Annotated in this window: 20 protein-coding genes; 10 read left to right on the forward strand and 10 right to left on the reverse strand. The window is 68.5% G+C overall.

Translation table 11 applies throughout. The features are described 5' to 3' along the window. The 7 genes from mltG to J2X41_RS00925 all read right to left on the reverse strand — a co-directional run bounded on the left by mltG (window position 1) and on the right by J2X41_RS00925 (window position 5,919). Window positions 1–1,149: an endolytic transglycosylase MltG gene (mltG, locus tag J2X41_RS00895; protein WP_310078871.1), complete on the reverse strand. Its 1,149-nt coding sequence runs from the start codon at window positions 1,147–1,149 to the stop codon at window positions 1–3. Beyond that, complete coding sequence (gene fabF / locus J2X41_RS00900) at window positions 1,146–2,426, reverse strand: beta-ketoacyl-ACP synthase II (RefSeq protein WP_310078872.1); 1,281 nt, start codon at window positions 2,424–2,426, stop codon at window positions 1,146–1,148. Before fabF ends, mltG begins: the two co-directional genes overlap by 4 nt. Window positions 2,427–2,601: 175 nt before the next feature. Next, on the reverse strand, window positions 2,602–2,841 hold the full coding sequence (locus J2X41_RS00905; RefSeq protein ID WP_007672577.1) for an acyl carrier protein: 240 nt from the start codon (window positions 2,839–2,841) through the stop codon (window positions 2,602–2,604). Window positions 2,842–3,029: 188 nt separating this feature from the next. After that, window positions 3,030–3,770: a 3-oxoacyl-[acyl-carrier-protein] reductase gene (gene fabG / locus J2X41_RS00910; protein WP_310078873.1), complete on the reverse strand. Its 741-nt coding sequence runs from the start codon at window positions 3,768–3,770 to the stop codon at window positions 3,030–3,032. A 140-nt stretch (window positions 3,771–3,910) separates the two neighbouring features. Then, window positions 3,911–4,855 carry an ACP S-malonyltransferase gene (gene fabD / locus J2X41_RS00915; RefSeq protein ID WP_310078874.1) on the reverse strand — a complete coding sequence of 315 codons (945 nt, stop codon included), beginning with the start codon at window positions 4,853–4,855 and terminating at the stop codon, window positions 3,911–3,913. A gap of 67 nt (window positions 4,856–4,922) precedes the next feature. After that, window positions 4,923–5,369 carry a hypothetical protein gene (locus J2X41_RS00920; RefSeq protein WP_310078875.1) on the reverse strand — a complete coding sequence of 149 codons (447 nt, stop codon included), beginning with the start codon at window positions 5,367–5,369 and terminating at the stop codon, window positions 4,923–4,925. A gap of 70 nt (window positions 5,370–5,439) precedes the next feature. Then, window positions 5,440–5,919: a group II truncated hemoglobin gene (locus J2X41_RS00925; protein WP_310078876.1), complete on the reverse strand. Its 480-nt coding sequence runs from the start codon at window positions 5,917–5,919 to the stop codon at window positions 5,440–5,442. Between the two features lie 123 nt (window positions 5,920–6,042). Between J2X41_RS00925 and J2X41_RS00930 the strand changes: the two genes are divergently transcribed. The 3 genes from J2X41_RS00930 (at window position 6,043) to J2X41_RS00940 (ending at window position 8,666) form a co-directional block, all read left to right on the forward strand. Continuing rightward, window positions 6,043–6,597, forward strand: coding sequence for a peroxiredoxin (locus J2X41_RS00930; RefSeq protein ID WP_404979851.1), 555 nt, complete (start codon window positions 6,043–6,045; stop codon window positions 6,595–6,597). Between the two features lie 81 nt (window positions 6,598–6,678). Then, entirely contained in the window at window positions 6,679–7,791 is a 1,113-nt protein-coding gene (locus tag J2X41_RS00935) for an AraC family transcriptional regulator (protein WP_310078878.1), read from the forward strand. A gap of 71 nt (window positions 7,792–7,862) precedes the next feature. Beyond that, window positions 7,863–8,666, forward strand: a complete 804-nt coding sequence (locus J2X41_RS00940; RefSeq protein WP_310078879.1) for a sterol desaturase family protein — start codon at window positions 7,863–7,865, stop codon at window positions 8,664–8,666. A gap of 4 nt (window positions 8,667–8,670) precedes the next feature. Here the strand turns inward: J2X41_RS00940 and J2X41_RS00945 are convergent, their stop codons facing one another. Together J2X41_RS00945 and J2X41_RS00950 are read right to left on the reverse strand one after the other, a co-directional pair. Then, the gene (locus J2X41_RS00945) at window positions 8,671–9,318 is read right to left on the reverse strand and encodes a hypothetical protein (protein WP_310078881.1); all 648 of its coding nucleotides are present in this window, start codon (window positions 9,316–9,318) and stop codon (window positions 8,671–8,673) included. Window positions 9,319–9,410: 92 nt separating this feature from the next. Further along, window positions 9,411–9,959 (reverse strand): DUF2059 domain-containing protein, encoded by a 549-nt coding sequence (locus J2X41_RS00950; protein ID WP_310078883.1) that lies wholly within the window; start codon window positions 9,957–9,959, stop codon window positions 9,411–9,413. 235 nt (window positions 9,960–10,194) lie between these two features. Here J2X41_RS00950 and rpsF point away from each other — a divergent pair, with 235 nt between their 5' ends. From rpsF to alr, 7 genes are all read left to right on the forward strand, one after another. Further along, window positions 10,195–10,575: a 30S ribosomal protein S6 gene (gene rpsF, locus J2X41_RS00955; RefSeq protein ID WP_028038546.1), complete on the forward strand. Its 381-nt coding sequence runs from the start codon at window positions 10,195–10,197 to the stop codon at window positions 10,573–10,575. Window positions 10,576–10,590: 15 nt separating this feature from the next. After that, window positions 10,591–10,866 (forward strand): 30S ribosomal protein S18, encoded by a 276-nt coding sequence (gene rpsR / locus J2X41_RS00960; RefSeq protein ID WP_029914647.1) that lies wholly within the window; start codon window positions 10,591–10,593, stop codon window positions 10,864–10,866. A gap of 13 nt (window positions 10,867–10,879) precedes the next feature. Then, window positions 10,880–11,464 carry a 50S ribosomal protein L9 gene (gene rplI, locus J2X41_RS00965; protein WP_310078885.1) on the forward strand — a complete coding sequence of 195 codons (585 nt, stop codon included), beginning with the start codon at window positions 10,880–10,882 and terminating at the stop codon, window positions 11,462–11,464. Window positions 11,465–11,636: 172 nt separating this feature from the next. Beyond that, the gene (locus J2X41_RS00970; RefSeq protein WP_310078886.1) at window positions 11,637–14,075 is read left to right on the forward strand and encodes a TonB-dependent receptor; all 2,439 of its coding nucleotides are present in this window, start codon (window positions 11,637–11,639) and stop codon (window positions 14,073–14,075) included. A gap of 161 nt (window positions 14,076–14,236) precedes the next feature. Further along, the gene (locus J2X41_RS00975) at window positions 14,237–15,763 is read left to right on the forward strand and encodes a replicative DNA helicase (protein ID WP_310078887.1); all 1,527 of its coding nucleotides are present in this window, start codon (window positions 14,237–14,239) and stop codon (window positions 15,761–15,763) included. A 68-nt stretch (window positions 15,764–15,831) separates the two neighbouring features. Continuing rightward, on the forward strand, window positions 15,832–16,515 hold the full coding sequence (locus tag J2X41_RS00980; protein WP_310078889.1) for a MarC family protein: 684 nt from the start codon (window positions 15,832–15,834) through the stop codon (window positions 16,513–16,515). A 55-nt stretch (window positions 16,516–16,570) separates the two neighbouring features. Then, window positions 16,571–17,653, forward strand: a complete 1,083-nt coding sequence (gene alr / locus J2X41_RS00985) for an alanine racemase (protein WP_310078890.1) — start codon at window positions 16,571–16,573, stop codon at window positions 17,651–17,653. A 1-nt stretch (window position 17,654) separates the two neighbouring features. On the opposite strand, the gene J2X41_RS00990 is transcribed toward alr, so the two are convergent. Beyond that, window positions 17,655–18,848, reverse strand: a complete 1,194-nt coding sequence (locus tag J2X41_RS00990) for a Yip1 family protein (RefSeq protein ID WP_310078891.1) — start codon at window positions 18,846–18,848, stop codon at window positions 17,655–17,657. Window positions 18,849–18,924 lie beyond the last annotated feature (76 nt).

Here is an 18,924-nt window from a genome sequence, read left to right on the forward strand (position 1 = left end):
CTAGCCTCCGGCGCCTGATCGCGCTTGCGGCGGGCTTTTCGCGGCCCCTGCAACGCCGGCCTGGGCCGCCGCCTTTGACCGCTCGACCTGCCGCCACTTGGCGACATTGCGCTCGTGCTCCTCGTAGGTCGAGGCGAAGACGTGGCCGCCGGTGCCGTCGGCGACGAAATAGAGGTCGTCGCTCTTCATCGGATTGAGCACGGCCGCCAGGGCGGCCTTGCCCGGATTGGCGATCGGCGTCGGCGGCAGGCCCTCGATCAGGTAGGTGTTGTAGGGCGTCTGGCGCTGCAGTTCCGACTGCAGGATGCCCCGGCCCAGCGGCCGGCCGCGGGTCAGGCCGTAGATGATGGTCGGGTCGCTGCCCAGGCGGACACCCTGGCGCAGGCGGTTGATGAACACCGCCGCCACGTGCGGCCGCTCGCGGGCCAGGCCCGTCTCCTTCTCGACGATCGAGGCCATGGTCACCGCCTGGTCCTTGGTCTCGTATGGCAGGCCCGGCTGGCGGGCGGCCCACAGGCGATCGAGCACCTCGTCGCGGGCGTCCATCATCCGCTGCAGCACCGCCGCCCGGTCCTCGCCGCGCTGGACCTGATAGGTCTCGGGCAGGATCGAGCCCTCCGGCGGGGTGGGCACTGTGCCGGTCAGCTCGGGCGCGCGCATCAGGATGTCGACCACCATGTCCGAGGTCAGGCCCTCGGCGATGGTCACCTGGTGGCGGACGATCTTGCCGTCGCGGACCTTGGCCAGCACCTGGCGCAGCGAGGCGCGCGAGGCGAACTCGTATTCGCCGGCCTTCAGCTTGCGCGCCGCGCCGGTGGTCTGGGCGGCGGTCAGGAACAGCGAGGACGAGCGGATCACCCCCGCCTGCTCCAGGCTGGAAGCGATCTCGGGCAGGCTGGCCCCGCGCCGCAGGACGACTGTGGTCTGGTCGCCCGATCGCGCGGCCGGGCCGGGTCCCTGATAGACCCACACCGCGCCCAGCACCACCAGCACGGCGGCCAGGCCCAGCATGGTCAGCAGGCCCGCGCCCATGGCGGCGATGCGGCGCCCAACCGGCGCGGTCTCGCGCCGGCGCGGGTTGGCCTTGCGGGGAGCCCCCGTCTTCTTCGGCGCCGGGGCGCGGCGTGTTGGCGAGGGCTTGCGGCTCACGAGACTTTGCGGAACACGACGGCGGCGTTGGTGCCGCCGAAGCCGAAGCTGTTGGACACCGCCACGTCGATCTTGTGCGGCACGGCCTTGTTCGGCGCCAGGTTCATGGCGACGTGCACGTCCGGGTCGTCCAGGTTGATGGTCGGCGGGGCGATCTGGTCACGGATGGCCAGGATCGAGAAGATGCCCTCGATCGCGCCGGCCGCGCCCAGCAGGTGGCCGGTCATCGACTTGGTCGACGACATCACCACGTTCTTGGCGTGGTCGCCCAGGAAGCGCTCGACGGCCCTGGCCTCGATGCCGTCGGCCATGGTCGAGGTGCCGTGGGCGTTGACATAGTCGATGTCCGAGGGCTGGAGACCCGCGTCCTTGACCGCCGCCGACAGGGCCCGGAAACCGCCGTCGCCGTCTTCCGACGGCGCTGTGATGTGGTAGGCGTCGCCCGACAGGCCGTAACCGATGACCTCAGCGTAGATCTTGGCGCCGCGCGCCTTGGCGTGCTCGTACTCCTCCAGGACGACAACGCCCGCGCCCTCGCCCATCACGAAGCCGTCGCGGTCCTTGTCGTAGGGCCGCGAGGCCTTCTCGGGCGTGTCGTTGAAGGCGGTGGCCACGGCGCGGCAGGCGATGAACCCGGCCATGCCGACCTTGCAGACCGCCGCCTCGGCCCCGCCGGCGATCATCACGTCGGCGTCGCCGTACTTGATCAGCCGGGTGGCGTCGCCGATGGCGTGGGCGCCGGTGGCGCAGGCGGTGACCACGGCGTGGTTGGGGCCCTTGAAGCCATAGCGGATCGAGACCTGGCCCGAGATCAGGTTGATCAGGGCCGAGGAGATGAAGAACGGGCTGACCCGGCGCGGGCCCTTGGCCTCGAGCTCCAGGGCGGTGTCGGCGATGGTCGACAGGCCGCCGATGCCCGAACCCAGGATCACGCCGGTCCGGTACTTGTCTTCCTCGGTTTGCGGGACCCAGCCGGAATCCTTCACGGCCTCGTCCGCGGCGGCGATGCCGTACAGGATGAAGTCGTCGACGCGCTTCTGGTCGCGCGGGCTCATGGTCAGGTCGGGGTTGAACGATCCTTCGACGTCCGGACCGCCACCGCCGCGTCCGTCGACGCGCGGCACTTCGCAGGCCACCTGACAGCCGTACTCGGTCGGATCGAAGGCCGAGATCCGATTGGCGCCGGACTTGCCGGCCAGGATGTTCTTCCAGGTGACATCGACGCCCTGACCCAGGGGGGTCAGGAGGCCAAGCCCGGTGACGACGACTCTACGCATGGATCACTCCCAACCTTCGTATCGCGGACATATGGGGGTTCTGGACGAATCCGGCATTCCCCCGAAGGCCGCGAATCTCGGCCACATACGAAAACCGCCGCGCGCACGATGGCAAGAGCCCGTGCGACGCGGCGGTTGATAGTGCTGTCCGCGGAATTTGCGCGAACCCGACGCCTTAGGCGCCGGTCTTTTCCGTGATGAACTTCACGGCGTCACCGACGGTCTGGATGTGCTCGGCGGCGTCATCCGGAATTTCGATGTCGAATTCTTCTTCGAACGCCATGACCAGCTCGACGTTGTCGAGGCTGTCGGCGCCCAGGTCGTCGATGAAGCTGGCCTTTTCGGTGACCTTTTCCGGATCGGCGTCCAGGTGCTCGATGACGATCTTACGCACGCGCTCGAGAATGTCGGACATTCTTTTAGTCCCTCGTTTTGAATCTTGCAGTTCCGCGGGCGACGGGGGCGAACCTTCACCACCCACGGGAATTGTCGGGCCACCGCCTATCACGTTCTTTTTCGAGTGACTAGCGGCACGTCCGGTTAGAAATGTGGGCTTTCGTCTTTCCAAGCAGAAAGGCGTCCAGCCTAGGAAAAGACGACCCGTCAGATCATGGCCATGCCGCCGTTGACGTGCAAGGTCTGACCCGTGACATAGCCGCCCTGGTCACTGGCCAGGTAAACGCACGCCGCGGCGATATCGCTCCCTTCGCCCAGACGGCCGGCGGGAATGGTCGACAGGATGCCGGCCCGCTGCTGCTCGTTCAGGGCGTCGGTCATCGGGCTGGCGATGAAGCCGGGGGCCACGCAGTTGACGGTGACGTTGCGGCTGGCCAGCTCCTGGGCCAGGGCCTTGGAGAAGCCGATCATGCCGGCCTTGGAGGCGGCGTAGTTGGTCTGGCCCGCATTGCCGGTGACGCCGACGATCGAGGTGATGCCGATGATCCGGCCCGCCCGGCGCTTCATCATGCCCTTGGCGGCGGCGCGCGACAGGCGGAAATAGCCTTCCAGGTTCACCTTGATCACGGTGTCCCAGTCCTCGTCCTTCATGCGGACGATCAGGCCGTCGCGGGTGATGCCGGCGTTGGCGATCACGATGTCCAGCGGCGCGCCGGCGGCTTCCTCGGCCTTGGCGACCAGGCCGTCCACCGCGGCGGCGTCCGACAGGTTCGCGGCGACGAACGACACGCGCTCGCCGAACTGGGCGGCCAGCTCGGACAGCGCCGATTCGCGCGTGCCCGACAGCACGACATGGGCGCCCTGCGCGTGCAGGGCCTTGGCGATGGCCCCGCCGATGCCGCCCGTGGCGCCGGTGACGAGAGCGGTCTTGCCGGTGAGATCGAACATTTGGTTTCTCCGTCCGGAGGATAGTGGGTGAACCCCTCGTCCTTCGACAGGCTCAGGATGAGGGTTTCAAATGAAGCGCCGCGTCCGTCGTCCTCATCCTGAGCCAGTCGAAGGACGAGGACGCCACCACGGCGTTGAGGCTAAAGCGACTTGGCGAAGGCTTCGAGGTCGGCCGGGCTGTTCAGGGGAACGGCCTCGGCGTCCGGGGCGATCCGCTTGGCCATGCCCGACAGCACCTTGCCCGCGCCGGCCTCGGCGAAGCGGGTGACGCCCCCCTCGCCCGCCAGCCAGGTCATGCTCTCGCGCCAGCGGACGCGGCCGGTGACCTGCTCGACCAGCAGCCTGCGGATGACGTCGGGATCGTGGACCGGGGCGGCGGTGATATTGGCCACCAGCGGGGCGCGGGGCGCGACGATGGTGGTGCGGGCCAGGGCCTCTTCCATCTCGTCGGCGGCCGGCTGCATCAGCGGGCAGTGGAAGGGCGCGGAGACGTTCAGCGGGATGGCCCGCGCGCCCAGTTCCTTGGCCTTCTCGATGGCCTTGTCGACGGCCGCCTTGGCGCCGGAGATCACCACGTTGCCGTTGTTGTTGTCGTTGGCCACGACGCAGACGCCGACTTCCGAGCCGGCGGCGGCGGCGGCTTCGGCCAGGGCCAGGTCGGTCTTGGGGCCGATCAGCGAAGCCATGGCCCCCTCGCCCACCGGCACGGCGCGCTGCATGGCCTGGCCGCGCAGCTTCAGCAGGCGGGCGGTGTCGGCCAGGGTGATGGCCCCGGCGGCGGCCAGGGCGCTGTATTCGCCCAGGCTATGACCGGCCACGAAGGCGGCCCGGTCGACGCCGACGCCGAACTCGCGCTCCAGCACGCGCGTCACGGCCAGGCTGACGGCCATCAGGGCCGGCTGGGCGTTCTCGGTCAGGGTCAGGTCGCCTTCCGGCCCCTCGCTCATCAGCTTGAACAGCTTCTGGCCCAGGGCGTCGTCGACCTCCTGGAAGACCTCGCGGGCGGCGGCGAAGGCCTGGGCCAGGTCGGCGCCCATGCCGACCGTCTGGCTGCCCTGACCTGGGAAGATGAAGGCGATGCTCATGGGCCCGCTCCGTCGTTACAAATCCAAGGGCGGGAGGGTTATGGGATCGCCGCGCCACGGGCAAGGATCAGTTTTGGCCTTCCGAGGCCTCCGGAGCCGTCGCCACGACCGTTCTCAAGGCGAGCGCAGGCTGCGGCGCCAGCTCCAGCACGGGTTCGGACGGCCGTGCGGGCGGCGGACAGCCCCTGCGCGCCAGCTTTCTGGCGCTCCACGACGGATCACAGCGACGCGGCGCTTCGGCGGCGCGCATGGCGGCCATCATGGCGATGTTCTGCTGGACCAGCCTCATGGTCCGCTTGTTGTAGTCCGGCTTGGGCATGCTGGCCGACACCGGCAGCTGCGGGAAGTGCGGCGTCCGGGCGGCGACGGGGACCGGTCGCGGCGTGAATGGCGCAGCGACCCGCGAAGACGGCAGGGGCCGAAAGCCGCGGATCGTCGGCGTCTCCGCCTGCGCCAGGCTCGCCGTCATCAGCGTCAGGGCCAGGATCGTCTTCGAAAAGATCGCGCCGCGCATTACAGCCGCCTCCGTCTGCCCTACCTTATTCTACCATGGCGGGAGGCGGCGCGCGATGGTCGACCGCCCTTCAGCCCAGCCAGGGTCCGCCGGGCGGCCCCCATCCCCAGACCGGCATCGGCGGGTCGTCGGTCGGGGCGGCGACGCCCGGCGCGGAATTGATCACCGCCAGCCGCGTGCCCCATTCCAGATAACCGACGAAGGCGGCGCGGAACTCCGGGTCCGCCGGCAGGCCGACGGCGTCGGCGGTGTCCAGCATCAGCGACACCCAGGCGCGGCGCTGCTCTTCGGTCAGGTGCCGCCCCAGGTGATGGCCGATCATCGCGGCGTGGCCGCCGCCGGCTTCGGTATAGGCCTTGGGGCCTCCGAACACCTCGGTGACGAAGGCGGCCACGTGCTCGGCGTGGCGCGGGTTCATGCCGGCGAACACCGGAGCCAGCACCGGGTCGTCGGGCACGGCGGCGTAGAAGGCTTCGAACAGCGTCCTGAAGGCGTCGGGCCCGCCCGCCCAGGCCGCCAGGGTTGGAATGTCCGTCTCGCCGAGCGCCATGGTCGCCTCCCCGTTCCAACCTTCGGACTTAAGGGCGCAGGTAGCCGTTTGGAAGCCGGAAGAATGGCGTTATTGAAATCGTGACGCAGCTGGCTGCGCCCTCGTCTTCCCTGGAGCCTATGCATGCAACGCCTGCTCACCGGTCTCGCTCGTCCCCTGGCGCTCTGCGCCGTCCTGATGACGGCCTCCCCTGCCCTGGCCGCCCTGAAGGTCGGCGAAAAGGCCCCCGACTTCACTGCCCCCGCCGCCCTGGCCGGCAACGACTTTTCCTTCACCCTGTCCAAGGCGCTGAAGAAGGGTCCCGTGGTGCTGTACTTCTTCCCGGCCGCCTACACCTCGGGCTGCACGGCCGAGGCCCACGAATTCGCCGAGGCGACGCCCGCGTTCGAGAAGCTGGGCGCGACGGTGATTGGCGTCACCGGCGGCAATGTCGACCGCATCAAGGACTTCTCCAAGGAGCACTGCCGCGACAAGTTCGCCGTGGCCGCGGCGAACGCCGACCTGATCAAGACGTACGACGTGGTGCTGCCGATGAAGGACAACCTGTCCAACCGCACGTCGTATGTGATCGCCCCCGGCGGCAAGATCCTGCTGGCCTACAGCGACCTGAACTTCCAGGGTCACGTCACCCAGACGATGGACGCGGTGAAGGCCTACAAGGCCGGAAAGAAGAAATAATTCCGGTTTCGGCCAGTCTCCTGCGAAATCGGCGCGCGCGGACCGCAGCGGCCCGCGCGCGCGACGTCTAGGATCACGGCCATGGTCGATACGATCCTCCTGGAAACCCTGGCGCGCGGCGCCGCCATCGGCGGCTTCGCGGTCACGGGGCTGGCCCTGGTCCTGGATCGGCGCGTGACGCCGGCCCGCTGGGTCGGCGGCCTGTTCTTCGCCTGCGCCATCGCCCATGTGGTCGAGGGCTATAGGCAAGGCGGCGCGGCGGCCGCCTTCCCGATCGTCTGCGTCCTGTCGGTGGCCACTACCGGCCTGTTCTGGGCCCTGGCCTATGCGTTGTTCACCGACGAGCGGCGCTTCTCGCTCCATCGGCTGTGGCCCGCCGTCGGGCTGGTGGCGCTGTGGCTCCTGGCCCGTTCGATGCCCCTGACGATCTGCAGGCCGTTCTGGCTGGCCTTCAACCTGGCCTCGGTCGGCCTGGTGACGCACGCCCTGCTGGTGATCTGGCGCGGCTGGCGCGGCGATCTGGTGGACCAGCGCCGCCAGCTTCGCGGACCGGTGATGATCGCCGCCGCCGGCTACATCCTGCTGCTCAGCGTCCGCGACATGGCTTGGATCGGCGGGCTGCCGGGGCTGCCCGCCGCCAGCCTGCTGCAGGCCCTGGCCTTGGCCGCCCTGGCGGCCGCCGCCTCGATCGCCCTGCTGCGCGCCGAACCGCTGTTGGTGGTGGTCCCTGCGACGGACGAAGCGGCTCCGTCGCCGCCCGTCGCCGCCCTGGATCTTACCCCCGCCGACCGCCTGGTGCTGGCCCGCCTTGCCAACGCCATGGACGACGACGAGGTGTGGCGCGGCGAGGACCTGTCGATCAGCGCCCTGGCGGCCCTGGTCGGCGCGCCGGAGCATCGCCTGCGCCGGCTGATCAACGGCGTGCTGGGCCACCGCAACTTCGCCGACTACGTCAACGGACGGCGCATCGCGGCGGCCAAGCTCGCCCTTGCGGCCCCGGACCTGGCCCTGAAGTCGATCTCGACCATCGCCTACGACTTGGGCTTCGCCTCGCTGGGTCCGTTCAATCGGGCCTTCCGCGCCGCCACCGGCGTCACCCCGACCGAGTGGCGAGTCGCCAATACCCCACCCCCCGCGCGGCTGAGGCTGGTCGAAACCAGCGATCCATCGCCGAAAGCCGACAAGACCGCCTGATTTCATCATCGGCGCGACAGACGGCGCCCGCCTGGGTCCTCCTCGGGACATCGCTCATCCGAGGAAGCCCGATGTCGTTCCTTTTATCCCTCGCCGAAAACTGGCTGCACGCCACGTTCACCGACGTCAGCCGCTACGTGATCTTCGCGGTCGGCGTCTGGCTGACGCTGTGGGTCGTGCTGGCGGTTCCGCTGGCCGGCCGCAAAATCCGCGAGGGCCGACCGCCCGCACGGCAGCTACTGGTCGAGTTCGCCTGCTCGATCCGCTCGATCCTGGTGTTCTCGACGGTCGGCCTGCTCAGCTTCGGCCTGTTCCACGCCGGCTTGATGCCCGGCCCCTACATCGCCCGCGAGCTGGGGCCAGTGTGGTTCTGGGCGAGCCTGCTCCTGATGGTCGTCGCCCACGACGCCTGGTTCTACTGGACCCACCGGCTGATCCATGACCGGCGGCTGTTTCGGACCTTCCACCGCCGCCATCACCGGTCCAACAGCCCCTCGCCGTTCACCGCCTACAGCTTCGACCTGGGCGAGGCGGCGATCAACGCGCTGTTCGTGCCGCTGTGGATGCTGGTCGTGCCCACCCAGTGGCCGGTCGCGGGCCTGTTCATGCTGCACCAGATCGTCCGCAACACCCTGGGCCACAGCGGCTATGAGCTGTTTCCGGCTACGCGCGACGGCCGTCCGCTGCTGCCCTGGCTGACCACAGTGACCCATCACGACCTGCACCACGCCCAGGCCGGCTGGAACTACGGGCTGTATTTCACCTGGTGGGACAAGCTGATGGGCACCGAGAACCCGCTCTACCTGGAGCGGTTCGCCCAGGCGGTGCGACGTTCGAGTCGCGCAGCGCCCGTGAAGGCGGCCGAGGCCGCCTAGAAGCCTACCAGGTGGTGCGGACCAGCTTGACCATCAGACGGCCGTCCTGGACCCGCTCGTCGGCGGCCCGCAGACTGACGGTGAACTCGGCGGGGATGTCGAACGGCCGGGTCAGGCTGAAGTCGACACCCTCGTCGCCCATCGTCCCGCCGCCGACGGCGATCGAGGCCACGGGACGACCGTCCAGGGTCAACTCGGACCGCACATTGGCCCGGGTCACCGGGGCCCGGCCGCGCAGATAGATCGGCTGAGAGGCGTTCATGTCCATCGACAGCCGCACGTAGTTGGCCTTGGGCAGCAGGCCGAAGCCGAACGAGCGGGCCAGGGATGAGCGGATCGCCGCCTCTCGGGCGTTCCAGGACGCGCCCACCCCGACCGCCCGATTCGCCGCGGCGTGCTCGTCGGGCTTCTGGTTCAGGTTGAGGTCGAAGTTGTAGGTCGGGTTGTCGAGGGCGCCGGCCACCTTGGCGGTGAGGGTCGCTTTCTCGGCGTCGGTCGACAGGTCCAGCGTCTGGGCGGCGGAATAGCCCTGGAAGTGGCCGTCAGCGCCCCAGACCGCCAGGTCCGGCTTGCGCACGATATCGCCCGCCATCGCCGGTGCGGCGGCGACGGACAGCAAGACCACCATCAGGGAAGTCGACCTGAACCCCATGAACGCCCGATAGCACAAGGCGGCGAGAGGCTGAAGCCTTGCGCCGCCTAATTTATATGACAGTTGTTCGACAACCCCCTTTTCGGGCGGGATCAGGACTTCGACGCCTTCGGGGCAGGCGCGGGACCGGTGCAGTTCAGCTTGGCGCAGAGCTTCTGCAGCATCTTGCCCTGCGTCTCGGCCATGATCGCCGGCATCTGCGCCATCATCTTCTGGGTGAGCTCAGGCGTCTTGGCGATCAGGGCCTGGCCGGACGGCGCCTCGTAGAAGGCCACCAGGTCGCGCAGCTCCTGTTCGGTGAAGACCTCGGCCACCGCGTCGATCATCGGGGCCTTCATCTTGTCGGTCATCTCGCGCGTGGATTCGACCACGGTCTCGCTGACCAGCTGGCTCTGCTCGTCGGTCAGTGACGGCGTCTGCTTGCGCAGGGTCTGGACCATGACAGGGACCATCTGCTCCATCATCTGGCCCAGCATCTTGTCGTAGTGGATCGCCTCGAAATAGCGCGCCGCCAGGGCGCGGGTCTCGGGCGTGGCCTTGGAAGCGGTGGCGGCGGCCGGCGGCGGCGCCTGCCGCGCCTGGGCCGCGCCGCCACCCAGGCACAGGGCCGCAGCGGTGACAAGAATGGCGAGACGCTTCATGATGATCCCCCGGACGGTGACGTCATCCTCGTTGTCTCATAACCACTTGAGGATGCAAGTCCGCTCGGCGGCTTGTGCCGCCGCGCCCTTTCCTGTATTAGCGCGCCCTCTCACGGATGGCGGTCTTGCACGCAGCCCTATGGGTCGGGATTTCCCGCTCGGCATGCAGGATCCATCGTGGTCGACGGACTTCCGCCGTCGCCCGCGCCGCCTTCCAAGCCGGAAGAAGGAAAACATGGCGTTCTACGAACACGTGGTCATCGCGCGGCAGGACATCTCGCCGCAACAGGCCGAAGCTCTGAATGAGCAACTCAAGGCTCTCCTGGAAGAGAATGGCGGTCACATCGCCAAGATCGAATACTGGGGCCTGCGCAACCTCACCTATCGCATCAAGAAGAACCGCAAGGGCCACTATTCCCTGCTCGCCATCGACGCTCCGGCCGCGGCCGTGAAGGAGATGGAACGTCAGCTGCTGATCAATGAAGACGTGCTGCGCTTCATGACCATCCGCGTCGAAGAGCTGGACCTGGAGCTGTCGCCGGTTCTGGCCCGTCGCGACCGCGAACGTGGCGAGCGCACCGAGCGCCCGCGCGACGACTTCGCGCCGGCCGCGTAAGGGAGAAGAGAGATCATGACCGATACCACTGCTCCCGAAGCCGGCGCTCCCGCCGCCGGTGGCGGCGCCCGCCGCCCGTTCTTCCGTCGCCGCAAGGTTTGTCCGTTCTCGGGCGCCAACGCGCCGAAGATCGACTACAAGGACGTGAAGCTGCTGCAGCGTTACGTTTCCGAACGCGGCAAGATCGTGCCGTCGCGCATCACCGCGGTGTCGGCCAAGAAGCAACGTGAACTGGCCAAGGCCATCAAGCGCGCCCGCTTCCTGGCTCTGCTCCCCTACGTCGTGAAGTAAGGGAGACACCACGATGAAAGTCATTCTGCTCGAACGCGTCGAAGGCACCGGCGTCCTCGGCGACGTGGTCACGGTGAAGGACGGCTTCGCCCGTAACTTCCTGCTGCCGCGCTCCAAGGCCCTGCGCGCCAACTCCGCCAACCTGAAGACCTTCGAAGCTCAGCGCGCTGAGATCGAAGCTCGCAACGTCAAGAACCGCGAGAACGCCGGCAAGGCCGGTGAAGGCCTCGACGGCAAGCAGTACGTGATGATCCGTCAAGCCGGCGAAAGCGGCCAGCTGTACGGTTCGGTCGCGGGCCGCGACGTCGCCGACGCCATCAAGGCCGAAGGCGGCAAGGTCGATCGCTCGATGATCGTCCTCGACAAGCCGATCAAGACGCTGGGCGTCCACGAAGTGAAGGTGCGACTGCACGCCGAGGTGACCGTCACGGTCACCCTCAACATCGCGCGCAGCCAGGACGAAGCCGATCGCCAAGCGCGTGGCGAAAACGTCATCGCCGCTCAGTTCGAGGAAGACCGCGCCGCTGACGCCGAAGCCGCCCAAGACATGGCCGAAGGCGGCGCCGGTTCGTTCGAAGGCGACCACTACGAAGCCTAAACGCTTCAGTAGCTTGAACTATCGGAAACGGCGCGGAGCGATCCGCGCCGTTTTTCTTTGGCCGTTCCCAGAAATTTACTCGTTTACGACAGGTGCGAATGGGCGCTTTCCTGCACGAGTCACTCGCGTGCAAAGCGAAAACGCAGCATGCAAACGTAGGGGAATGGACCACATGCGCAGTCGTCACCTTCTGCTGGCCGCCGTCTCGGCCGGCGCGCTCCTGCAACTTCCGGCCTTCGCGGCCGCCCAAGCCCAAGAAGCCGGCGCCAGCGCCAACGAGGTCGAGGAACTGGTCGTCACCGGGACCCGCACCCCGGGGCGCACGCGCCTGGACACCATCGCGCCGGTCGACGTGATCGGCGGCCAGGCCCTGGCTCGCCAGGGCAGCGGCGCCGAACTGGCCCAGGCGCTGTCGAACCTGACTCCGGCCATCGACTTTCCGCGGCCGGCCATCACCGACGGCACCGACCATGTGCGTCCGGCCACGCTGCGGGGCCTGGCCCCGGACCAGACCCTGGTGCTGATCAACGGCATGCGCGGCCACATCGGCGCCCTGGTCAACATCAACGGCTCGATCGGCCGCGGCTCGACCGCCTTCGACCTCAACTCGATCCCGACCGTCGCCGTCGAACGGGTGGAAGTGCTGCGCGACGGCGCCTCGGCCCAATACGGCGCTGACGCCATCGCCGGCGTCATCAACCTGCGCCTGCGCGAGGCCCGCAGCGGCGGCGGCGCGACCTACAACTACGGCATCTACAACACCGACGTCGACACCGCCCGCGGCGATCGAAAGGCCCACGACGGCCTGACCCAGTCGGTCTCGGCCTGGCAGGGCCTGCCCCTGGGCAAGGACGGTTTCCTGACCGTGATGGGCGAGTATGTGAACCGCCACCCGACCAACCGGTCGGACTATGTCAACCTGGCCTCGGCTCCGGACTACGGCCGCCCGGTCGTGCTGGGCCGCTACGGCGATCCCAAGCTGGAGAGCAGCGCCATCTATCTGAACGCCGGGCTGCCGGTAAGCGAGACCTGGTCGCTGTACGGCTACGGCGGCTACCAGCATCGCGATAGTGAGTCCGCCGCCACCGCACGAACCTACAACAACTCCAACAACGTCCCTGCGGTCTATCCGGGCGGTTTCCTGCCGATCATCGCCACCGAGATCGACGACTACAACATCGCCGGCGGAATCAAGGGCGAGTTGGGCGGCTTCGCCACCGACCTCGGCGTCAGCTACGGCAAGAACAAGCTCGAATACACGATCAAGAACACCATCAACTCGACCTACGGCGCGGCCTCGCCTCGCACCTTCAAGGCCGGCGGGCTCGACTACGACCAGTTCCTGGTCAACCTGAATATGAGCAAGGGTTTCGACCTGGGCCTGATCGAGCCGACCAACCTGGGTTTCGGCCTGGAATATCGCGAGGAAGGCTTCTCGGTCCACCAGGGCGAGCCGGCCTCCTACACCAAGGGGCCGCTGACCGGCGCGCCGGTGTCGCAGGGCTTCGGCGGCTTCCGCCCCTCCAACGTCGTCGACAAGACCCGCCACAACGTCAGCGCCTATCTCGACCTCGAGGGCAAGCTGACCGAGCGCCTCTCGTTCGACGCCGCCGCCCGCTATGAGGACTATTCGGACTTCGGCTCGAAGGTCACCGGCAAGCTGGCCGCCCGCTTCGACGTCGACGACGCCCTGGCCCTCCGAGCGGCGATCTCCAGCGGCGTCAAGGCCCCTGCCCTGCAGCAGCAGTACTTCAGCTACACCGCGACCAACAACGTCGCGACCCCGACCGGCTCGATCCTGGTCGAGTCGGGCACCTTCACGGTCGACAGCCCGATCGCCGTCGCGCTGGGCGCCAAGCCGCTGAAGGCCGAGGAGTCGATGAACTACTCGGCCGGCATCGTCTTCCATACCGGTCCGTTCGAACTGACCATCGACGCCTACCAGATCGACATCGACGACCGCATCGTGCTGTCGGAGAACCTGCCCAACCCCTCGACCCCGGCGGCGACGGCGGCTGTGATCACCGGCTTGCTGCAGAACTACGGCGTCAGCGCCGCGCGCTTCTTCCTCAACGGGGTAGAGACCCGGACCCGAGGCGTCGACATCGTCGGGCGCTACAAGCTGGAGACCGAGACGGCCGGTCGCTACGACTTCACGGTCGCCGCCAACTTCAACGGCACCGACGTGCGAAAGACGCCCAGCCTGCCGACCATCACCAATGTCAGCCAGCCGCCGTTCCTGTTCGACCGCGGCAACGTCCTGACCTATGAGGAAGGCACGCCGAACCAGAAGTTCGTGTTCAACACCGACTGGAGCCTGGGCGACTTCGGCGTCACGGCCAAGGCGACCTATTACGACAGCGTCCTGGTTCCCAACAACAACCCGACGCTGGACTACGAGACCGGCCATCGCACGATCGTCGACCTGGAAGGCCGCTACAAGCTGGGCCCCGCCGGCCTGGCGCTCGGGGTCAACAACCTGTTCGACCAGTACCCGCGCGAAACCCCGGCCCTGATCAACAGCCCCAGCGGCTCGATCGGCTTCCCCAGCTACTCGCCGTTCGGTTTCAACGGCCGGTTCCTGTACGCCCGGGTCAGCTACAACTGGTAGGACCCGCGGCGAGATCGAAGCGGCGCGGGGAGCGATCTCCGCGCCGTCTTCATGCGTCCGTTTCTGGCGTCACCGGGATATACACAGAACATCCCCATTCATCTGAGGCGCCCGACGACGCGAGCCAAGCGCGCGGGAGGGCTCCGCGTTAACTTGCGCCAATGTCTCTCGTCCCTGCTCTAGACCTTCGCCCACCCTCGCCGATGGGCGACATCGTCGTCGCCGTCGCGCCGCACAACCTGGAAGCCGAGCAGGCGCTGCTGGGCGTGCTGCTATACGACAACGCCGCCTATGAACGCCTGACCGACAGCCTGCAGGGCCGCCACTTCTACGAGCCCTTCCACGCCCGGCTGTTCGGCTCGATCGAGACCCACATCCGCAAGGGCCAGCTGGCCGAGCCGATCCTGCTGGCCGACGAGTTCAAGCACGATCCGGCGTTCGAGGAGCTGGGCGGCCTTCGCTACCTGGCCGACCTGGTGGACCGCGCCCCGCCCGCCGCCAATGTCGGCGACTACGCCCGCGCGGTGTTCGACCTGGCCCTGCGCCGCGACCTGATCCGCATCGGCGGCGAGATCGCCTCCACCGCCCACGGCGGCGTCGGCAAGGACGACGTCAAGCTGCCGGCCCGCGACCAGATCGAGGCGGCCGAACAGCAGCTCTACACCCTGGCCGAAAGCGGCGCGGCCAGCTCCGGCTTCGTCAGCTTCGGCGACGCCCTGCGCGGCGCGGTCGAGATGACCGCCGAGGCCTACAGCCGCGACGGCGGCATGTCGGGCCTGGCCACCGACCTGATCGACCTGGACACCAAGATCGGCGGCCTGCATCCCTCCGACCTGATCGTCCTGGCCGGCCGCCCGTCGATGGGCAAGACGGCCCTGGCCACCAACATCGCCTTCAACGTCGCCAAGAAATACGCCTGGGAACCCCAGCCGGACGGCACCAAGAAGACCGTCAGCGGCGGCGTCGTGGCGTTCTACTCGCTGGAAATGAGCGCCGAACAGCTGGCCCTGCGGATGCTGGCCGACGCTTCGGGCGTGTCGGGCGACAAGCTCCGCAAGGGCGAGATCGACGCGTCGGAGTTCGGTCGCGTGCGGGACGCGGCCATCGAGCTGCAGGAAGCCCCGCTCTATATCGACGCCACCGGCGGCATCTCGATCGCCAAGCTCACCGCCCGGGCCCGCCGCCTGAAGCGCCAGGTCGGCCTGGACCTGATCGTCGTCGACTACCTGCAGCTGGTCACCGGCTCGGACCTGGGCTCGAACGCCAACCGCGTGCAGGAAGTCTCGCAGATCACCATGGGCCTGAAGGCCCTGGCCAAGGAGCTGGCCTGCCCGGTCATCGCCCTGTCGCAGCTGTCGCGTCAGGTCGAGCAGCGCGAGGACAAGCGTCCGCAGCTGTCCGACCTACGCGAATCCGGCTCGATCGAACAGGACGCCGACATGGTCTGGTTCGTCTATCGCGAAAGCTACTATGTCGGCCGCTCCGAGCCGCGCGAAGGCACGCCCGAGCACCTGCAGTGGCAGGAGGACATGGACCGCCTGCAGGGCCTGGCCGAGGTGATCATCGCCAAGCAGCGTCACGGTCCCATCGGCACCGTGCGCCTGTCGTTCAACAGCGACACCACCCGCTTCGGCAACCTGGCCCGCGACCACTACTTCCACCAGATGCGCAGCGGCTCGGACGAATAGGGCCCAGGGATTTGACGCGGGCGGCGGGACTACGCCACCGTGTCGGGACCCGCTGAACGAGGCCGCGAATGGACTTCAATCCCCTGCCGACCTCCACGGTGGTCGGCGCGTTTCTGCTGGCCTTCCCGGCGCTGTTCTCGATCGTCAATCCGGTCGGCGCCTCGCTGATCTTCCACCAGGTGCTGGCCGACCGCACGCCGCGAGAGCGGCGGCGGCTGGCGCTGCGGATCGCGGTCAACGCCCTGCTGATCTTGCTGGGGTCGCTGCTGCTGGGCGGCTACATCCTCAACTTCTTCGGGGTCAGCCTGGGCGCGCTGCGCGTGGCCGGCGGACTGGTGGTGGCGATCCGCGCCTGGGGCCTGCTGATGGAGCCCGAGGCGCACGAGGACCGCAAGAGCGACGCGGCCTCGCCCGCCGAGCGCAAGACCGACGACATCGCCTTCTTCCCGCTGACCATGCCGTTCACGACCGGGCCGGGCTCGATCGCGGTGGCCATCGCCCTGTCGTCCCAGCGGCCGGCGGGCGGACACACGGTGATCCCGTTCTTCCTCGGCGCCAGCCTGGCGGCCCTGGCCGTGGCCCTGTCGATCTGGGGCCTCTACCGGGCTTCGGACCGGGTCATGGCCCTGCTCGGCGTCTCCGGCGCCCGCGTCATGTCGCGGCTGGTCGCCTTCCTGCTGCTATGCATCGGCGTTCAGATCCTGGCCAGCGGCGTCGAGAGCCTGGCGACCGACTTCCTGGCCCGCCACTGAAGATCCTCCGGATCTGGACTGGCCTTGCGCGGCGCGCTCGGCTACGCCCTGCCTCGTGACCGAAGCCAGCCGCCTCACCCTCGACCTGGACGCCCTGGCGTCCAACCACGCCGTGCTCAAGGCCGCCGCCGGCGGGGCCGAGATCGCGCCGGCCGTCAAGGCCGACGGCTACGGCCTGGGCGCGGCCCTGGTGGCCGGGCGGCTGTGGGACGAGGGCGCGCGGAGCTTCTATGTCGCCCGCTTGTCGGAGGGCCTGGCCCTGCGCCGGTCGCTGGGCGACCGCGCGGCGACGATCTACCTGCTGGACGGCGTCACGCCCGGCGCGGCCCCGGCCATCGAAGCGGCCGGCCTGACGCCGGTGCTCAACAGCCTGCCGCAGATCGAAGCCTGGAACAGCCATGCCCGCGGCCGCGTGCTGGACGCCGCCCTGCACATCGACACCGGCATGAACCGCCTGGGCCTGCGCCCCGAGGAGGCCGTGGTCCTGACCGGGGCCATGGACCGGCTGAAGTTCCTGAACATCACCCTGGTGATCAGCCACCTGGCCTGCGCCGGCGAGCCCGACCATCCGCTGAACGCCCGCCAGCTGGCCCGCTTCGCCGAGACCGCCGCCCTGTTCCCGAACGCCCGGCGCAGCCTGGCCAATTCGGGCGGGATCTTCCTGGGCGAGGCCTTCCGCTTCGACCAATGCCGGCCGGGGATCAGCCTCTACGGCGGCGGCCCGCGCGACATTCCCGACACGCGCATCAAGGCGGTGGCGACGCTGGAGGCGCCGATCCTCCAAGCGCGGGTCGTGCCGCGCGGCGAGAGCATCGGCTACGGCGCGGCCTTCACCGCCCAGGACACCACGCGCGTCGCCATCCTGGCGGCCGGCTACGCCGACGGCGTGCCGCGCGCCGCCCATCCGCGCGGATCGGTGTGGTTCGACGGCGCCCGGCGGCCGATGCTGGGCCGGGTGTCGATGGACCTGATCGCCGTCGACATCACTGACTGCGACGCCGCCCGCCCCGGAGCCCTGATGCAGATCATCGGCCCCGACCTGCCGGTCGACGAAGCCGCCGCCGCCGCCGGCACCACGGCCTACGAACTGCTGACCCGCATCGCGCCCCGGGCGCGACGCGTGATCAAGGGCGGCTGACCTAGCGCGCCAGCCCTTCCAGCCGCCCCGCATCAACGGACGCCACGGCCTGCTTCAGCACGTCGACGCTATCGGCGTTGCCGTTGGCCTCGACCGAGAAGCGCTCGCCGACCAGGATGCTGTAGCGGCCGGACTTGGCCTCGCGGTCCCATTCCTCGGTGGTTAGCCGGCCGTCGACCGTGCCGGACTTCTCGTAGCCGGTCTGGGTTTCCTTGGTGGACTGGGCGTTGACGGCGCTGGCCAGGGCGGCCACGCCCGCCATCGCGCCCAGGTCGGTGACCGCCAGGCGGAAGCTGGCGCCGTCCTTCTGGTAGTCGCCGGTGGCGACGGCCATCGACATGCCGCCGGCCCCGCCCGAATTGGTCTCCAGGCCCGTGCGCTGGAACCCGGCGACGGCGCCGGGCAGCAAGCCCTTGAGGGTCTCGGCCGGCACGGACGGGGCGTCCTTGCCCGCTTCCATCCGGGCGGCGGCGGCCTCCATCTTCTTGCTGGCCGCGTCCAGCTTGCCCAGGTCGACCTTGGCGCCGTTGACCTCCATCGTGCCGGACATGGTCCCGGTGTTGGCGGCGTGGCTGGCCAGGCCGGAGCCGAACATCGCCGCGCCCGCCACGGCCCCGGTGATCGCGCCGATGACGATCGACAGCACGATCGCGCAGAGGATGGTGACGGCCGTGTAGCCCAGCGCCTTTTCCTTCGGCGCCTTCATCAGCTTGGGCAGGCCCAGATAGAGCAGGTAGAAGCCATAGAGACTGGCCAGGGCGCCGATCATGACGAGCGGCGGGAAGATTCCCAGAATTCCGAACACCCAGGCGGCGGTATAGCTGTAGGCCGCGACCTTGAAGGCCTGGATCCGGTCCTTCTGGCCGTCGAAGCTAGGAGCCAGGGCGTCGATGATCAGGGCCACCAGGAACACCGACAGCAGGCTCAGACCATAGGCGATCACGGCGCTGATGATCGACGAGACCAGCGGCGGCTTCATGTGGAAGCCAAAGCCGCCGATGCCGAACACCTGTCCGCCGATCAGGCCGGCGACCGGCGGGATGGCGGCCAGGATGCAGACATAGCCGACATACAGCCCCTTGATCGTCGCCGGTTCGGCGTCGATGCGCTCCCACTCGGCCGAAGGCGACAGCAGCAGGCGCTTCACCCGGCCGACAAGGTCGGACGACGAGGCCCCGGGTTCGATGACAGTCATACGATCGCTCCTCCGCGAATCCTGAACGTCCCCCGACGCGGTCCCTGTATAACCATCACCATGGGAGGTTGAGAAC

This window comes from Caulobacter sp. BE254 (assembly GCF_031457295.1).
Taxonomy (GTDB): Bacteria; Pseudomonadota; Alphaproteobacteria; order Caulobacterales; family Caulobacteraceae; genus Caulobacter.

Excerpts from the sequence above, each read along its gene's own strand:
- fabF (WP_310078872.1), bottom strand. The coding sequence starts at position 2,426 with ATGCGTAGAGTCGTCGTCACCGGGCTTGGCCTCCTGACCCCCCTGGGT.
- J2X41_RS00905 (WP_007672577.1), bottom strand. The coding sequence starts at position 2,841 with ATGTCCGACATTCTCGAGCGCGTGCGTAAGATCGTCATCGAGCACCTG.
- fabG (WP_310078873.1), bottom strand. The coding sequence starts at position 3,770 with ATGTTCGATCTCACCGGCAAGACCGCTCTCGTCACCGGCGCCACGGGC.
- fabD (WP_310078874.1), bottom strand. The coding sequence starts at position 4,855 with ATGAGCATCGCCTTCATCTTCCCAGGTCAGGGCAGCCAGACGGTCGGC.
- J2X41_RS00920 (WP_310078875.1), bottom strand. The coding sequence starts at position 5,369 with ATGCGCGGCGCGATCTTTTCGAAGACGATCCTGGCCCTGACGCTGATG.
- J2X41_RS00925 (WP_310078876.1), bottom strand. The coding sequence starts at position 5,919 with ATGGCGCTCGGCGAGACGGACATTCCAACCCTGGCGGCCTGGGCGGGC.
- J2X41_RS00930 (WP_404979851.1), top strand. The coding sequence starts at position 6,043 with ATGCAACGCCTGCTCACCGGTCTCGCTCGTCCCCTGGCGCTCTGCGCC.
- J2X41_RS00935 (WP_310078878.1), top strand. The coding sequence starts at position 6,679 with ATGGTCGATACGATCCTCCTGGAAACCCTGGCGCGCGGCGCCGCCATC.
- J2X41_RS00940 (WP_310078879.1), top strand. The coding sequence starts at position 7,863 with ATGTCGTTCCTTTTATCCCTCGCCGAAAACTGGCTGCACGCCACGTTC.
- J2X41_RS00945 (WP_310078881.1), bottom strand. The coding sequence starts at position 9,318 with ATGGGGTTCAGGTCGACTTCCCTGATGGTGGTCTTGCTGTCCGTCGCC.
- J2X41_RS00950 (WP_310078883.1), bottom strand. The coding sequence starts at position 9,959 with ATGAAGCGTCTCGCCATTCTTGTCACCGCTGCGGCCCTGTGCCTGGGT.
- rpsF (WP_028038546.1), top strand. The coding sequence starts at position 10,195 with ATGGCGTTCTACGAACACGTGGTCATCGCGCGGCAGGACATCTCGCCG.
- rpsR (WP_029914647.1), top strand. The coding sequence starts at position 10,591 with ATGACCGATACCACTGCTCCCGAAGCCGGCGCTCCCGCCGCCGGTGGC.
- rplI (WP_310078885.1), top strand. The coding sequence starts at position 10,880 with ATGAAAGTCATTCTGCTCGAACGCGTCGAAGGCACCGGCGTCCTCGGC.
- J2X41_RS00970 (WP_310078886.1), top strand. The coding sequence starts at position 11,637 with ATGCGCAGTCGTCACCTTCTGCTGGCCGCCGTCTCGGCCGGCGCGCTC.
- J2X41_RS00975 (WP_310078887.1), top strand. The coding sequence starts at position 14,237 with ATGTCTCTCGTCCCTGCTCTAGACCTTCGCCCACCCTCGCCGATGGGC.
- J2X41_RS00980 (WP_310078889.1), top strand. The coding sequence starts at position 15,832 with ATGGACTTCAATCCCCTGCCGACCTCCACGGTGGTCGGCGCGTTTCTG.
- J2X41_RS00990 (WP_310078891.1), bottom strand. The coding sequence starts at position 18,848 with ATGACTGTCATCGAACCCGGGGCCTCGTCGTCCGACCTTGTCGGCCGG.